This is a genomic window from Streptomyces sp. NPDC017246 (assembly GCF_044331325.1).
Lineage (GTDB): Bacteria > Actinomycetota > Actinomycetes > Streptomycetales > Streptomycetaceae > Streptomyces.
Genome location: NZ_JBIRMW010000006.1, coordinates 118,004 through 132,525, shown reverse-complemented (window position 1 = coordinate 132,525; position 14,522 = coordinate 118,004). Strand labels below are relative to the sequence as shown.

The window sequence follows — 14,522 nt, the reverse complement described above, 5'->3', positions numbered from 1 at the left end:
TTCTTTGACGCAGGAAGAGAGCAACACGACAGCCATGGCTGAGGCTCAGAACATCCCGGCGGGCTCCACGACCGCCGGCTCGATCGCGGTGGCCGCCGAGTCCACCGTCGCCACGCGCATGAGCGCGCCCCCGTCCTTCGACGTCGCGGACTTCCCGGTCCCGCACGGCCGTGAGGAGGAGTGGCGGTTCACCCCGCTCGCGCGCCTCCGCGGCCTGCACGACGGCACCGCCGTCGCCGCCGGCGAGGGCGTCAAGGTCGAGGTCGAGGCGCCCGAGGGCGTCACCGTGGAGACCGTCGGCCGCGAGGACGAGCGTCTCGGCAAGGCCGGGACGCCCGTCGACCGCGTCGCCGCCCAGGCGTACTCCTCCTTCGAGAAGGCCTCGGTCGTCACCGTCGCCAAGGAGGCCGTCCTCACCGAGCCGATCCGCATCGCGGTGCACGGCCAGGGCGGGGTCGCCTTCGGCCACCAGGTCATCGAGCTCGGCGCCTTCGCCGAGGCCGTCGTGGTCATCGACCACACCGGTGACGCGGTGCTCGCCGCCAACGTCGACTACGTCCTCGGTGACGGCGCCAAGCTGACCGTCGTCTCCGTCCAGGACTGGGACGAGAAGGCCGTCCACGTCGCCCAGCACAACGCCCTGGTCGGCCGCGACGCCTCCTTCAAGTCCGTCGTGGTCACCTTCGGCGGCGACGTCGTCCGCATCCACCCGCGGGTGTCGTACGCGGCCCCCGGCGGCGAGGCCGAGCTCTTCGGTCTGTACTTCACCGACGCGGGCCAGCACCAGGAGCACCGCCTCCTGGTCGACCACAACACCCCGCACTGCAAGTCCAACGTGGCCTACAAGGGCGCGCTGCAGGGCCAGGACGCGCACGCCGTCTGGATCGGCGACGTGCTCATCCAGGCCGCGGCCGAGGGCACCGACACGTACGAGCTCAACCGGAACCTGGTCCTCACGGACGGCGCCCGGGTCGACTCCGTACCGAACCTGGAGATCGAGACCGGCGAGATCGCCGGCGCCGGTCACGCCTCGGCCACCGGCCGCTTCGACGACGAGCAGCTGTTCTACCTGATGTCCCGCGGTATCCCGCAGGCCGAGGCCCGCCGACTCGTCGTCCGCGGCTTCTTCGCGGAGCTCGTCCAGCAGATCGGTCTGCCGGACGTCCAGGAGCGCCTCCTCGCCAAGATCGAGGCCGAGCTGGAGGCCTCCGTCTGATGGCCTTCGTCCGAGTCTGCGCGCTGAGCGAGCTGGAGGCCGACACCCCGAAGCGGGTCGAGGTCGACGGCACGCCGGTGTCGGTCGTGCACACCGAGGGCGAGGTGTTCGCGATCAACGACATCTGCTCGCACGCGAACGTCTCCCTCTCGGAGGGCGAGGTCGAGGACTGCGCCATCGAGTGCTGGCTGCACGGCTCCAGCTTCGACCTCCGGACCGGTAAGCCCTCCGGCCTTCCCGCGACGCGCCCCGTGCCCGTATACCCCGTAAAGATCGAAGGGGACGATGTGCTCGTCTCCGTCACCCAGGAGTCCTGAGTCACCCATGGCAACGCTTGAAATCCACGACCTGCACGTCTCCGTCGAGGCGGAGAACGGCCCCCGCGAGATCCTCAAGGGCGTCGACCTGACCATCAAGCAGGGCGAGACCCACGCCGTCATGGGCCCCAACGGCTCCGGCAAGTCGACCCTGGCCTACTCCCTCGCCGGCCACCCGAAGTACACGGTCACCGGCGGCACCGTCACCCTCGACGGTGAGGACGTCCTGGAGATGTCGGTCGACGAGCGCGCTCGCGCCGGCGTCTTCCTCGCCATGCAGTACCCGGTCGAGGTCCCCGGTGTCTCGGTCTCCAACTTCCTGCGCACCTCCGCCACCGCCGTCCGCGGCGAGGCGCCCAAGCTGCGCACCTGGGTGAAGGAGGTCAAGTCCGCGATGGAGCAGCTCCAGATGGACCCGGCCTTCGCCGAGCGCAACGTCAACGAGGGCTTCTCCGGCGGTGAGAAGAAGCGCCACGAGATCCTTCAGCTGGAGCTGCTCAAGCCGAAGATCGCGATCCTCGACGAGACCGACTCCGGTCTGGACGTCGACGCCCTCCGCGTCGTCTCCGAGGGCGTCAACCGCGTCCGTGAGACCGGTGAGGTCGGCACCCTGCTGATCACCCACTACACGCGGATCCTCCGCTACATCAAGCCCGACTTCGTGCACGTGTTCGCGAACGGCCGCATCGCCGAGTCCGGTGGCGCCGAGCTCGCCGACGTCCTGGAGAACGAGGGCTACGACAAGTACGTGAAGGGTGGCGCGTCCGCGTGACTTCTGCCCATCAGGGGCTCTCCGGCCTCCTCGACACCGAGGCGATCCGCAAGGACTTCCCGCTCCTGGATCGCGTGGTCCACGACGGCAAGAAGATCGTGTACCTCGACTCCGCGGCGACTTCGCAGAAGCCGCGGCAGGTCCTCGACGCGCTCAACACGTACTACGAGCGTCACAACGCCAACGTCCACCGCGGCGTCTACACGGTCGCCGAGGAGGCGACGGCGCTGTACGAAGGCGCCCGTGACAAGGTCGCGGCCTTCATCAACGCGCCGAGCCGCGACGAGGTGATCTTCACCAAGAACGCCTCGGAGTCGCTCAACCTCGTGGCCAACATGCTGGGCTGGGCCGACGAGCCCTACCGCGTGGACCACGAGACCGAGATCGCCATCACGGAGATGGAGCACCACTCCAACATCGTGCCGTGGCAGCTGCTCTCGCAGCGCACGGGCGCGAAGCTGAAGTGGTTCGGCCTCACCGACGACGGCCGTCTCGACCTCTCGAACATCGAAGAGGTCATCACCGAGAAGACCAAGATCGTCTCGTTCACGCTGGTCTCGAACCTGCTGGGCACGATCAACCCGGTGGAGACGATCATCCGTCGCGCCCAGGAGGTCGGTGCGCTCGTCTGCATCGACGCCTCCCAGGCGGCCCCGCACATGGTCCTGGACGTGCAGGCGCTCCAGGCCGACTTCGTGGCCTTCACCGGCCACAAGATGTGCGGCCCGACGGGCATCGGCGTGCTGTGGGGACGGCAGGAGCTCCTGGAGGACCTCCCGCCCTTCCTCGGCGGCGGCGAGATGATCGAGACCGTCTCGATGCACTCCTCGACGTACGCGCCGGCCCCGCACAAGTTCGAGGCGGGTACGCCCCCGATCGCCCAGGCCGTCGGCCTCGGCGCGGCCGTGGACTACCTGTCGGCGATCGGCATGGAGAACATCGCGCGCCACGAGCACGCGATCACCGAGTACGCCGTCCGGCGCCTCCAGGAGGTTCCGGACCTGCGGATCATCGGCCCCACCACGGCCGAGGACCGCGGCGCGGCGATCTCCTTCACGCTCGGCGACATCCACCCGCACGACGTGGGCCAGGTGCTCGACGAGGAGGGCATCGCGGTCCGGGTCGGCCACCACTGCGCGCGGCCGGTCTGCCTGCGGTACGGAATTCCTGCGACCACGCGGGCGTCGTTCTATCTGTACTCCACCCCGGCCGAGGTCGACGCCCTGGTCGCGGGACTTGAGCACGTACGGAACTTCTTCGGGTAGGGGCTTGGTCGTGAAGCTGGATTCGATGTACCAGGACGTCATCCTGGACCACTACAAGCACCCGCACGGGCGCGGTCTTCGGGACGGCGACGCCGAGGTGCACCACGTCAATCCGACGTGCGGCGACGAGATCACGCTCCGCGTGAAGTACGACGGCTCGCGCATCGAGGACGTGTCGTACGAGGGGCAGGGCTGTTCCATCAGCCAGGCCTCGGCGTCCGTCCTCAACGAGCTGCTCGTCGGCAAGGAGCTGGCCGAGGCGCAGAAGATCCAGGGCACGTTCCTGGAGCTGATGCAGTCCAAGGGCCAGCTCGAGCCGGACGACGCGATGGAGGAGATCCTGGAGGACGCGGTCGCGTTCGCGGGAGTCTCCAAGTACCCGGCCCGTGTGAAGTGCGCCCTGCTCAGCTGGATGGCGTGGAAGGACGCGACCGCCCAGGCGCTGGGCGACGCGGAGAGGAAGTCGGCATGACCGAGAACGCCGAGGCCACGATGAAGCCGGCCTCCGAGGAAGAAGTCCGTGAGGCGCTGTACGACGTCGTCGACCCCGAGCTGGGGATCGACGTCGTCAACCTGGGCCTGATCTACGGCATCCACATCGACGACTCGAACGTCGCGACGCTGGACATGACCCTGACGTCGGCGGCCTGCCCGCTGACCGATGTGATCGAGGACCAGGCGAAGTCCGCGACGGACGGCATCGTCAGCGAACTGAAGATCAACTGGGTCTGGATGCCCCCGTGGGGCCCGGACAAGATCACGGACGACGGCCGCGAGCAGCTGCGCGCGCTCGGGTTCAACGTCTGACGGTTTCCCCGTCCGACCGTTTCGCGCCTTCGAACGGCCATGCCCACCAGGCAGACTGGGGGCATGGCCGTTCGCATGTACCAACTCGTCGTCGACTCCCACGACCTGGCCGCCCAGGCCCGGTTCTGGTCGCAGGTGCTGGCCTGGAAGATCCTCTTCCAGGCCGAGGACGAGATCGTCATCGGCGCCGACGCCCTCACCCTGCCGGGGATGTGCTTCGTCCCCGTGCCCGAGGGCAAGGCCGTGAAGAACCGGCTCCACATCGACCTGACGCCCGACGACCAGGCCGCCGAGGTCGAGAGGATCCTCGCCCTCGGGGCGCGGCGGATCGATGTCGGGCAGGGCGAGGACGCGACCTGGGTGACCCTCGCGGATCCCGAGGGCAACGAGTTCTGCGTACTGCGGGTGAAGGTCTCGCTCACCGACTGAACGGCGGCGGTGTCCCGGCGGCCAGGACGAGCTCCTGGGCCAGGTTCTCCTTGCGGATGCGCTGGTCGACGTAGAGCAGCGCGGTGACCAGCGGCGGGAAGACGGAGACGACCGCCTGGCTGATCAGCTGGCCGAGGGCGAGGAACGTGACCACGACCACCACGGAGGCCACCACGGTCGCGGAGTCCTCGTCGGTGAAGTCGGTGGCCGCCAGTGGGGCCGACACCAGCGCGGAGAGGACCTGCTGGATCAGCATGCCGACGACGGAGGCCATGATCCCGGCCGCCAGCACGCAGCCGAAGATCCGCCACCAGGAGCCGCGGACCAGGTGCGAGGAGCGGCGCATCGAGGCGACCGCGCCCTGACCCTCCATCACGGCCGCCGACGGGGCCAGGCTGAACTTCACCCAGACCCAGAGGGCGAACGGGAGGGTCGCCAGCGCGCCGAGGAACCAGAGCAGCGTGGCGACGAACGAGACTCCGGAGCCCGGGTCACCCGCCCCCGTGGTGGCGTCGGCGAGCCCGGCGGCGAACGTGACGATCATCGCCACGAAGGCGGCGGCGAAGAGCAGCATCGGGATCATCAGCGCCAGGCTCGTCAGCACCACCGTGCCGAGGACGGACGGCATCCGGGCCCAGGCCCGGCGCCAGACCGCGCCGAAGGTCGTGGGACGGCCGAGGACGGCCTCCTGGACCACGGCCGGGCAGGCCGCCGCGACCAGGGCGTTCGCGCAGAGGATCGCGATCATGCCGGCCAGCCAGACGCAGACGAAGGCGATGATCAGCGGCCGGATGTCGTCCCACCGCGGTTCCTGCCCCGCGGGCAGGTCGAACACGGCGGGGAAGCGGTCGCCGACGGCCGCGTACGCGATGCCGATCGCCGCTCCGACGACGGCCAGGGCGGCGAGGTAGGTCGCCGCGGCCACTCCCAGGAGCTGCTTCCAGTAGCGGCCGAAGGTCGCGAAGGCGCCGGTCAGGATCGTGCTGAAGCCGAGCGGCGCCAGGGGTATCACGCCGGGCTTCGGCGGTGGGGGCGGCGGCGGGTAGCCGTAGCCGTAGGGCGCGCCAGGGGGGCCGTAGGGCGGGCCGGGGGGACCGAAGGGCGGACCCGACGGCCCATGCGGCGGGCCTGGGGGAATCGTCATGCGGGACACCGTATCGGTCATCGATATGTACGACCGTACGCATGCTGTGTACGGTCGTACGCATGGGTTACGGACTGCTCGCCGGCGCCATCGCGGCGGAGATTCTCGCCACCACCTCGATGAAGTACAGCGAGGGCTTCACCAGGCTCTGGCCCTCGATCGTCACCGGCGCGGGCTATCTCATCGCCTTCGCCCTCCTGGCGCAGGCCCTCAAGACGCTCCAGGTCGGCACCGCGTACGCCATCTGGTCCGGCGTCGGCACCGCCGCCGTCGCCACCATCGGCATCCTCTTCCTCGGCGAGACCCTCAGCCCGGCCAAGGTGGCCGGGATCGTCCTCATCGTCGCCGGGGTCGCCGTCCTCAACCTCGGCGGCGCCCACTGATGGCCCGCCCCCGCCGTCACGACCCCGCACGACGGGAGCGGATCGTGGACGCGGCCCTGCGGGTCGCCGGACGGTCCGGGATCGCCGGGCTGAGCCACCGCACGGTGGCCGCCGAGGCCGACGTGCCGCTCGGCTCGACCACGTACCACTTCGCCTCCCTCGACGAACTCCTCGTCGAGGCGCTCCGCAAGGCCAACGAGGGCTTCGGGCGGCTGCTGCGCGAGCGGGCCGCCCTGGCCGCGCCGGAGACCGACCTCGCCGCCGCGCTCGCCCGGCTCCTGGGGGAGTGGCTGGACGGTGAACGCGCCCGCGTGGAGCTGGAGTACGAGCTGTACCTGGCCGCGCTGCGGCGCCCCGCGCTCCGGCCCGTCGCCGCGGAGTGGGCCGAGACCGTCGTGTCCCTCCTCGCTCCCCATACCGACCCCGTCACCGCGCGTGCCCTGGTCGCGCTCATGGACGGCGTCTGCCTCCAGGTGCTGCTGACCGGTGTCGCGTACGACGAGGAGTACGCGCGCGAGATGCTGGCGCGGATGCTGCGGCCGGCGTGAGGGGCGGCCCGCAGGACGGCGTCGGGGCAGCTTGAGGACCGGGCTGGGGCAGCCCGAGGGCGGCCGGCCGCGGGCGTCGCCGCGGGTCTCTTCGCCGTTTCCGCACGAAGAACCGAAACATCCGTCCCGTGTTCGTCGGAACCGCCGACGCTCCCGACCGTCACCTGAGACCGGTTGGCCCGAGCGGGGCCCCGCCGGTTAGGTTTTCCGTCATGACCACTGCTTCTCGTACCACCGGCGCCGTCGCCGCCGGCCTCGCCACCATCTCCGGCGACGGCACCGTTCTCGACACCTGGTTCCCCGCCCCCGAGCTGACCGAGGCGCCCGGCCCGGCCGGCACCGAGCGGCTCACCCCCGACGAGGCCGTGAACGCCCTCGGCGAAGGCGCCGCCAAGGCCCTCGGCGTGGACGCCCGCCGGGGCGTCGAGGTGGTCGCCGTCCGTACCGTCATCGCCTCGCTCGACGAGAAGCCGCTCGACGCCCACGACGCGTACCTGCGTCTGCACCTGCTCAGCCACCGTCTCGTGAAGCCGCACGGCCAGAGCCTGGACGGCGTCTTCGGCCTGCTCGCCAACGTCGCCTGGACCTCGCTCGGCCCCGTCGCCGTCGACGACGTCGAGAAGGTGCGGCTCAACGCGCGCGCCGAGGGGCTGCACCTCGCGGTGACCAGCATCGACAAGTTCCCGCGCATGACCGACTACGTCGTGCCCGCCGGGGTCAGGATCGCCGACGCCGACCGTGTCCGGCTCGGCGCCCACCTCGCCGCCGGCACCACCGTCATGCACGAGGGCTTCGTCAACTTCAACGCCGGCACCCTCGGCACCTCGATGGTCGAGGGCCGGATCTCGGCCGGTGTCCTCGTCGGCAACGGTTCCGACATCGGCGGCGGCGCCTCCACCATGGGCACCCTCTCGGGCGGCGGCAACGTCGTCATCTCGATCGGCGAGCGCTGCCTGATCGGCGCCGAGGCGGGCGTCGGCATCGCTCTCGGCGACGAGTGCGTCGTCGAGGCCGGTCTGTACGTCACCGCCGGCACCCGGGTGACGATGCCCGACGGTCAGGTCGTGAAGGCCCGCGAGCTCTCCGGCGCCTCGAACATCCTGTTCCGCCGCAACTCCGTCACCGGCACCGTCGAGGCCCGCCCGAACAACGCGGTCTGGGGCGGACTGAACGACATCCTCCACAGCCACAACTGATCCGGTGACTCTGCGTTAACAGAACGCAGAGCCACCGCACGCAGACAAGGCGAGGAGTCGACAATGAGGACGAAGCCCACGGTCGCAGGAGTGCTCACGATGGCGGCGGTCCTGCTGCCGGCCGGGACGGCCGCGGCGGACGAGACGCACAGTCACTCGCACAACGGGCCGAACGTCTCCCTGATCTCCACCGGGCAGATCGACGACCCGCTGGAGGACGTCCTGGAGCACGCGGCGATCCTCGGCCGTACCTACACGAGCGACTCCGCCTGATCCGACCGGACCAGCGCCTCGTACACCTCGCGCAGCCCGTCGACCGTCTCCCGGTCGGCGGGCTGCAGCGGTTCCCGCACCGGTCCGCCGAGCAGCGCCTTCACGGTGACCGTGCCCGGCAGGCCCCCGGCCATCATCCGCTCGGCGAGCGGCAGCAGCCGGGCGTTGAGCCGGGCCGCGCCCGCCGTGTCACCCGCGTCGAAGGCGTCGAGGACGGCGCGCAGCCGACGGGGGGCCACGTTCGCCACCGTGCTGACATAGCCGGCGCCGCCGACCGCGTACAACGGGAGGTTCATCTCCTCGCAGCCCGAGTAGTACGCGAGCGAGGTCTCCGCGATCACCCGCGCCGAGCCCAGCAGGTCGTACGCGCAGTCCTTCACCGCCACGATCCCGGGGTGCTCGGCCAGCCGCCGCATCGTCGCGGGCTCGACACGGGTGCCCGTGCGGCCGGGGATGTCGTAGACCATCACCGGCAGCCCGGTCGCGTCCGCGACCTTCAGGAAGTGCGCCTCGACGGCCGGCTGCGGCGGACGGCTGTAGTACGGGGTGACGACGAGCAGTCCGTCCGCCCCCGCCCGCTCGGCCCCGCGGGCCAGCTCGGCGGTGTGCCGGGTGTCGGCGGTCCCGACGCCCGCGACGACCGAGGGGCCGGGGCCCACCGCGTCCCGGACGGCGCGGACGAGCGCGGCCTTCTCGGCGTCGGTGGTGGTCGGCGACTCGCCGGTGGTGCCGTTGAGGACCAGTCCGTCGCATCCCTCGGTGACGAGCCGCGCGGCCAGCTTGCTCGCCTCGTCGAGGTCGAGCTCACCGGTGGGGGTGAAGGGGGTGATCATCGCGCAGAGCGCGCGGCCGAAGGGCGCCGGGCGGGAAGGGGAAGTGCTCATCCCGGAAGTCTGGCCGGAGCGGACGGTGAAGGTCCACTTAGATCTGCTTGGGTCGAAAGATCACCCTTACTTAAGGATGACCCTTCTGGCATCATCGACGGGCGCGACAGGGGGACATGGAGAACAGCACCGCATGAGCTCACACCGCACGGCCGACCGCCGTGTCGCACTCGTCACCGGCTCGTCCTCGGGCATCGGCGCCGCCGTCGCCCACTCCTCGTACATCACCGGCGAGGTGCTGCTCGTGGACGGCGGCGGGCACCTGCTCGGGTAGGCCCCCGTGCCCGCCGAGGGCCGCAGGGGCCCGGCTCTCCCGCGTCGGCAGAGGGGGCCGGCGGGGCCCGGCACCCCGGCGTCGGCCGTAGGGGACCGGGGACCCCGCCCGGGGGACTCAGAGGCTCAGTTTGAAGCCGTCGTGGCTGCGGGCGAAGCCCAGCGAGGCGTAGAAGCGGTGGGCGTCCGTCCGCCGCTTCCCGCTCGTCAGCTGGACCAGCGCGCAGCCGCGCTCCCGCGCGCGGGCCACGGCCCGCTCCATCAGCTCCCGGCCGAGACCGCCGCCGCGCCGGTCGGCCCGGATCCGGACCGCCTCGATCAGGGCCCGCTCGGCGCCGCCCCTGCCGAGTCCCGGGATGTAGGTGGCCTGCAGGCAGCCCAGGACGAGTTCACCGTCCGTCAGGACCAGCATCTCGTTGCGCGGATCGGCCCCGATGTCCGCGAAGGCCCGCTCGTACGCCTCCGTGACGAGGACCGAACCGGGGTCCACGACCGTGTCCTCGTCGGCGAGGAGGGCGAGGACCGCCGGCAGTTCGGAACGGGTGGCGGGACGGAGCGTCAGGTCGCGAAGGATCATGGCGTGCAGTCTCGCACGGCGAAGGATCTTGACCTCAAGCATGGTTGAGGGACCACGGTGGAGGCATCCGAGGAACAGGAGACCTCCCCATGAACGCCGTCGCAGACCCCGACCACCGTCCCGACCTGCACCGTCCCGGAGTCGGCGCCGTCCTCGTCAGCACCTGGCGGGTCGGCACCCCCGAACGCCAGCGCGCGGCCGTCGAGGCCATCCGCACGTCCTGGGAGGGCAGGGAATGGCCCGACCTGGGGCTGCTCTCGTACAGCGTGTACATCGGCACGGACGGGGACACCCTGCTGCACTACTCGCAGTGGACCGGCGAACAGGCCTACGAGGACTTCGTGCGGACCTACCGCGACGACCGGAACGCCGAGATCGACGCGGCCGTGCCGGGCATCGAGCGGGTGGCGCTCCACCGCTACGCGCCCATCCACCGCTCCGCCCTCCTCGACGGGGCGGCCGAGGGGGCGGCGCCCGGCGCGGTCGCGGTCGTCGAGGCCGAGTTCGAGGGACCGGACGCGGGGCGCCAGCGAGCCTGGGTGGACGTCGTGTTCACCGCCCTGGACGAGGACGCGGTGAAGCGGCCCGCGATCGGCGGCATCGGCGCGCACTTCCACCTCTCCCGCGACGGCCGCCGGGTCCTGAACCTCGCCGAGTGGGAGAGCGGACGGGCGCACGAGGAGTGGCTGAGCCGGGGCGAGCCCCTGAGCGAGGCCTGGGAGCTCGTGCGCGGCTACCCGGGGCTGGCCGCGAGCCGGGTGCGGCGGTACACGCCGGCGCTCAGCCTGAGCGCCGGCGTGTGACCGGGGCCGTCCGGGGCGGGTCCGCGCGGACGGAGCACGCGCGGACCCCGTCCGTCACGGGCGGAAGCGCAGCACCTGCGGGTCGTGGTCGCTGTCCTGGTCGGCGAACTCCGCGTTGATGTGGACGCTGTCGTACTCGAAGTGGTGCACGCCGGGGCTCGTCAGGATCTGGTCGAGCACCTGGCTGTTGCCCTGGAAGACGTACGAGTAGCGCTCGCTGCGCGGCAGCGACTTCACGGCCGGGTACAGCGCGCCGCCGTCGGTCAGCGCCTGCGTCGTACCGGAGAACTCGAAGTCGTTGATGTCGCCGACGACCAGCACGTCGGCCTGCTTCTCGACCGCGAGGAGCTCCTTCACGAAGCCGTTGACCGCCTGGGCCTGGAGCAGGCGCTTCGCCTCGGACGAGCGGTTCGGCGGCTGGTGGTGCGAGACGATCGACTCGTCGCCGCCCTTCGAGCCGAAGTGGTTGGCGATCACGAAGACCGTGCGGCCGCGGAAGACGAACTCGCCCGCGAGCGGCTTGCGGCTGCTCTCCCAGGCGGTGTTCGCCGGGTCGACGCGGCCGGGGGAGAGGGTCAGCGCGGCGTGGCCCTTGCTGCCCGTCACGGCGGTGGCGGTGGTGGCGTCGGCGCCCGCGCGGTCCGTGAAGGAGACCCGCTCGGGGTTGAAGAGGAAGACCTGACGGATATTGCCGCCGGGCTCGCCGCCGTCCTTGTTGTTCTCCGGGTCGACCGAGCGCCACTCGTACGCCGGGCCGCCGGCCGCGACGATCGCGTCCGTGAACTTCTTCACCGTCTGGTCGGCGGCGACCGTGCCGTCGTTCTTGGCGCCGTTGTTGTCCTGGATCTCCTCCAGGGCGAGGACGTCGGGCGAGGCGAGGTTGTCGACGACGGCCTTGGCGAGCGCGTCGAACTTCTCCTGCGGGTCGCTCGGGTCGAGGTTCTCCACGTTGTACGTGGCCACGGCCAGCTCGTTCTTGTGCTGCCGGTCCGTGGACTCGCGCTCCAGGCCCTGGTCCACGACCGTGCCGAGCGTGCGGGCGGTGATCGTGTAGCCGCCGAACTGGTTGAAGTCCAGCGGGCCCTCGGTCGTGCCGGTGAGGCGGTCGCCGACGTTCGCCTTGGGGAAAGGCTGCTGGGCGATCGGGGTCAGCGACTGGATCTGGAGCCGACCGGTGTTCTGGTCCTCGTAGGAGCCGTAGACCGTGCCGCCGCGCCAGTTGCGGTTCTCCCAGGGCTTCACCGTGACCCACAGCTCCGCGTACGGGTCGGTGGCGCCGACCACCCGCGAGGAGCCGATCCGGACGTTGGTGCCCTCCAGGGACTCGTAGTAGTCCAGGGCGTACGCGCGGGGGTTCAGCTGCAGGCCGTTGATGGAGCCCGCGGCGGCCGGGTCGCCCTCCGGGGCGTACGCGCCGGGCACGGACCAGGAGGAGATCGTCACCGGGGCCGGGACCGGGTTGCCCTGGGAGAGCACCGTGACGACCGGCTTGGAGAGCTGGGTGAGCGACTGGTTGCCGGAGTTCAGACCACCGGGGACGTACTCGGTGACCGTGCCGCCGAGGCTGACGGCGTCGCCGACGGCGACCGTCGGGACGGAGCTGGTGAAGACGAAGAGGCCCTCGCTGGTGGCCGGGTTCGCGTCCGCCTCGGGGTCCTGGATCCAGAATCCGCGCGAACCGTAGGTGCGGACCCCGGTGACGATGCCCGTGACGCCGGTGACCTGCTTGCCGACGAGCGGGGAGACGCGGGTCGTGCCCTGGATGTCGTGGACGCGGACGCCTGCGGCGTCCTCGGCGGCGGCGCTCGTCGAACCGGCGAGCAGACCGGCGGCGAGGGCCGAGGCGACGACGGCGGAGACCGCGGCGGAGCGCGCGACGGTGCGGCCGGCAGATCTCGGTATGGAGGAAGGCATCAGGGGACTCCGAGGGTACTTGGAGGAACGGCAGAAGAGTCTACGCGCGTCAATCTCTTTGCAGAGCGCCCAACTTGTCAAGAGTCGACGGGTGTACGAAGGCTGACGGATCCGTGAACCGGCAGACGTCCCCCCGGATGCGTCTACGCTGGGAGTTGCTCTTTGAGCCCCTTCACCCGTACCTCTCACCCTTCACCCACGGACGCGTCGAGGAGACCCCCCAGATGTCAGCGGAGCACCCCACCCTTCCCCCCGTTCGGCTCCGTGCGGACGCGGAGCTGGCGCGGGACGCCCTGGCCGCCCCCCTCCTCGCCCACGCGGTACGGCTCGCCCGCTGGGCCGGGCCCGACACCCGGGTGGACGCGGGCGGCGAACTCGTCGACGAGCAACTGCCCGAGGCCGTCGAGGTCCTGGGCCTCACCGGCGACGAGGACGGCGAGATCTGGGCGGGCGACGCCTGGCGCCTCGCCGTCGACACCGGCCTCGTGGACGTCGAGGACGGCGAGGAGGCCGAGGCGGCCGAGGCGGCCGACACCCCCGGACGGGCCGCGCCCGGCGAGAACCTGACACGTGTCGCGGGAGGTTCGCCCCAGGACGTCCTCGCGATCTGGCTGGACGGCTTCGACGCGGTCTTCGGCGACGCCGTCGCCCCCGTCCTCGACGACCTGGACGCCGTCGTCGGCGAGGACGGCGAGATCGACATCGAGTCGCTCGACTGGGACCCCGAGATGGAGGCCGACTTCCTGGAGGGCGTGCTCGGCAACCTCTACCTGCTGACCGTCAGCGAGGGCGGGGCCGGCGAAGGACCGGTGCCGCTGCCCGCGCTCGCCGCGTCGATGGTCGTCCCCGACGACATGGGCGAGCCCACCGACGACATCCTGGAGCAGGTCTCGGACGCGATGATGCGGCTCGACGAGCAGTTCCGGCTCCTCGAACCGATCGGGCTCGTCGAGTACCAGCCCGTCGACGAGGCCCTGATGGTCGAGGAGGGCGAGGAGCCCGCGCCGCCGGTCGACGACGAGGACGTCACCCGGTACGGCATGGTCAGGCTGACGCCGCTCGGCCTCTACGGCGTCCGGGCCCGGATGCTGGAGGCCGGCGTGGACGCGCCCGCCGTCGGCGATCTCGCGGACAAGGGCGCCGACGCGCTCCTCGACGCGATCTCCGGCTACCCGGAGGTCGCCGCACGCGAGGAGACCGCGGGCTGGCTGGCCGGCCGCGAGGCGCTCGACGCCGCCCGGGAGCTGCTGCGAGCCGCGCGCGGCTCGGACGCGGGCTCGCCGCTCCGCCGTCTCCACTGCCAGCAGACGCTGTCGCTGGTGGGCGCGGAGGCGGAGCCCGCGGTGCGGGAGGTCCTGGACGACGCGGAACTCGGCGGCCTCGCGCGGGTCTGGCTCGCCGAGCGGGGTGCGGCGGACGTACCCGCGCCGCCGGAGTCGATGATCTTCTGGCTGGCCGTCGACACGATCGCGGCCCAGCTCGACGCCGACGGCGACCTGCAGGAACTCCAGGAGCTGATCGAGGGGCTCACGGGACGCCACAGCGGCTTCTTCGAGGCGGCCTGGCGGGTGCAGCACCCGGCGACGGCCGAGGTCCTGGAGGCCATGGGGCGCCTCCACCGGGACAAGGGCGTGGCGAAGGAGGCCCGCAAGGCGGCCTTCAAGGCGCGGTCGAGGCCCGGCGCCTGACGCGCCGGTCACGGAGAGCGAGTGCGGGCCCGG

18 protein-coding genes are annotated in these 14,522 nt (G+C 71.3%); 14 read left to right on the top strand and 4 right to left on the bottom strand.

The annotated features are described in order from the left end of the window. Positions 1–34 precede the first annotated feature (34 nt). From sufD to ACH4MY_RS15895, 7 genes are all read left to right on the top strand, one after another. A complete protein-coding gene (gene sufD / locus ACH4MY_RS15925) occupies positions 35–1,216 on the top strand; it encodes a Fe-S cluster assembly protein SufD (RefSeq protein ID WP_398003049.1) in 1,182 nt (393 codons plus the stop codon). Then, positions 1,216–1,533, top strand: a complete 318-nt coding sequence (locus tag ACH4MY_RS15920) for a bifunctional 3-phenylpropionate/cinnamic acid dioxygenase ferredoxin subunit (RefSeq protein WP_030322524.1) — start codon at positions 1,216–1,218, stop codon at positions 1,531–1,533. The genes sufD and ACH4MY_RS15920 overlap by 1 nt, the downstream gene beginning before the upstream one ends. 7 nt (positions 1,534–1,540) lie before the next feature. Further along, positions 1,541–2,305, top strand: coding sequence for a Fe-S cluster assembly ATPase SufC (gene sufC / locus ACH4MY_RS15915; RefSeq protein ID WP_073806607.1), 765 nt, complete (start codon positions 1,541–1,543; stop codon positions 2,303–2,305). After that, positions 2,302–3,570, top strand: coding sequence for a cysteine desulfurase (locus tag ACH4MY_RS15910; RefSeq protein WP_187624021.1), 1,269 nt, complete (start codon positions 2,302–2,304; stop codon positions 3,568–3,570). The genes sufC and ACH4MY_RS15910 overlap by 4 nt, the downstream gene beginning before the upstream one ends. Positions 3,571–3,580: 10 nt before the next feature. Then, entirely contained in the window at positions 3,581–4,042 is a 462-nt protein-coding gene (gene sufU, locus ACH4MY_RS15905) for a Fe-S cluster assembly sulfur transfer protein SufU (RefSeq protein ID WP_398003044.1), read from the top strand. Then, complete coding sequence (locus tag ACH4MY_RS15900; RefSeq protein ID WP_030205917.1) at positions 4,039–4,377, top strand: metal-sulfur cluster assembly factor; 339 nt, start codon at positions 4,039–4,041, stop codon at positions 4,375–4,377. Before sufU ends, ACH4MY_RS15900 begins: the two co-directional genes overlap by 4 nt. 63 nt (positions 4,378–4,440) lie before the next feature. Beyond that, positions 4,441–4,806: a VOC family protein gene (locus ACH4MY_RS15895; protein ID WP_398003041.1), complete on the top strand. Its 366-nt coding sequence runs from the start codon at positions 4,441–4,443 to the stop codon at positions 4,804–4,806. On the opposite strand, the gene ACH4MY_RS15890 is transcribed toward ACH4MY_RS15895, so the two are convergent. Next, a complete protein-coding gene (locus tag ACH4MY_RS15890; protein WP_398003038.1) occupies positions 4,796–5,950 on the bottom strand; it encodes an oxidoreductase in 1,155 nt (384 codons plus the stop codon). The genes ACH4MY_RS15895 and ACH4MY_RS15890 overlap by 11 nt on opposite strands. 62 nt (positions 5,951–6,012) lie before the next feature. Between ACH4MY_RS15890 and ACH4MY_RS15885 the strand changes: the two genes are divergently transcribed. The 4 genes from ACH4MY_RS15885 to ACH4MY_RS15870 all read left to right on the top strand — a co-directional run bounded on the left by ACH4MY_RS15885 (position 6,013) and on the right by ACH4MY_RS15870 (position 8,350). After that, positions 6,013–6,333 carry a DMT family transporter gene (locus ACH4MY_RS15885; RefSeq protein ID WP_398003036.1) on the top strand — a complete coding sequence of 107 codons (321 nt, stop codon included), beginning with the start codon at positions 6,013–6,015 and terminating at the stop codon, positions 6,331–6,333. Then, positions 6,333–6,881 carry a TetR/AcrR family transcriptional regulator gene (locus tag ACH4MY_RS15880; RefSeq protein ID WP_398003033.1) on the top strand — a complete coding sequence of 183 codons (549 nt, stop codon included), beginning with the start codon at positions 6,333–6,335 and terminating at the stop codon, positions 6,879–6,881. The genes ACH4MY_RS15885 and ACH4MY_RS15880 overlap by 1 nt, the downstream gene beginning before the upstream one ends. 212 nt (positions 6,882–7,093) lie before the next feature. Then, positions 7,094–8,077 carry a 2,3,4,5-tetrahydropyridine-2,6-dicarboxylate N-succinyltransferase gene (gene dapD, locus ACH4MY_RS15875; RefSeq protein WP_398003030.1) on the top strand — a complete coding sequence of 328 codons (984 nt, stop codon included), beginning with the start codon at positions 7,094–7,096 and terminating at the stop codon, positions 8,075–8,077. 63 nt (positions 8,078–8,140) lie between these two features. Beyond that, on the top strand, positions 8,141–8,350 hold the full coding sequence (locus tag ACH4MY_RS15870) for a hypothetical protein (protein ID WP_317873206.1): 210 nt from the start codon (positions 8,141–8,143) through the stop codon (positions 8,348–8,350). On the opposite strand, the gene dapA is transcribed toward ACH4MY_RS15870, so the two are convergent. Then, the gene (gene dapA / locus ACH4MY_RS15865) at positions 8,329–9,234 is read right to left on the bottom strand and encodes a 4-hydroxy-tetrahydrodipicolinate synthase (protein ID WP_398003027.1); all 906 of its coding nucleotides are present in this window, start codon (positions 9,232–9,234) and stop codon (positions 8,329–8,331) included. The genes ACH4MY_RS15870 and dapA overlap by 22 nt on opposite strands. A 133-nt stretch (positions 9,235–9,367) precedes the next feature. On the opposite strand from dapA, the gene ACH4MY_RS15860 reads away from it, so the two are divergent. Next, positions 9,368–9,508: a hypothetical protein gene (locus ACH4MY_RS15860; RefSeq protein ID WP_398003025.1), complete on the top strand. Its 141-nt coding sequence runs from the start codon at positions 9,368–9,370 to the stop codon at positions 9,506–9,508. Between the two features lie 117 nt (positions 9,509–9,625). On the opposite strand, the gene ACH4MY_RS15855 is transcribed toward ACH4MY_RS15860, so the two are convergent. Next, a complete protein-coding gene (locus ACH4MY_RS15855) occupies positions 9,626–10,084 on the bottom strand; it encodes a GNAT family N-acetyltransferase (protein ID WP_398003022.1) in 459 nt (152 codons plus the stop codon). Positions 10,085–10,173: 89 nt separating this feature from the next. Here ACH4MY_RS15855 and ACH4MY_RS15850 point away from each other — a divergent pair, with 89 nt between their 5' ends. Continuing rightward, on the top strand, positions 10,174–10,887 hold the full coding sequence (locus ACH4MY_RS15850) for an antibiotic biosynthesis monooxygenase (RefSeq protein ID WP_398003019.1): 714 nt from the start codon (positions 10,174–10,176) through the stop codon (positions 10,885–10,887). Between the two features lie 54 nt (positions 10,888–10,941). On the opposite strand, the gene ACH4MY_RS15845 is transcribed toward ACH4MY_RS15850, so the two are convergent. Continuing rightward, positions 10,942–12,801 (bottom strand): endonuclease/exonuclease/phosphatase family protein, encoded by a 1,860-nt coding sequence (locus tag ACH4MY_RS15845; RefSeq protein ID WP_398003016.1) that lies wholly within the window; start codon positions 12,799–12,801, stop codon positions 10,942–10,944. A 224-nt stretch (positions 12,802–13,025) separates the two neighbouring features. Between ACH4MY_RS15845 and ACH4MY_RS15840 the strand changes: the two genes are divergently transcribed. Continuing rightward, positions 13,026–14,489, top strand: a complete 1,464-nt coding sequence (locus ACH4MY_RS15840) for a hypothetical protein (protein WP_398003013.1) — start codon at positions 13,026–13,028, stop codon at positions 14,487–14,489. Positions 14,490–14,522: the final 33 nt, after the last annotated feature.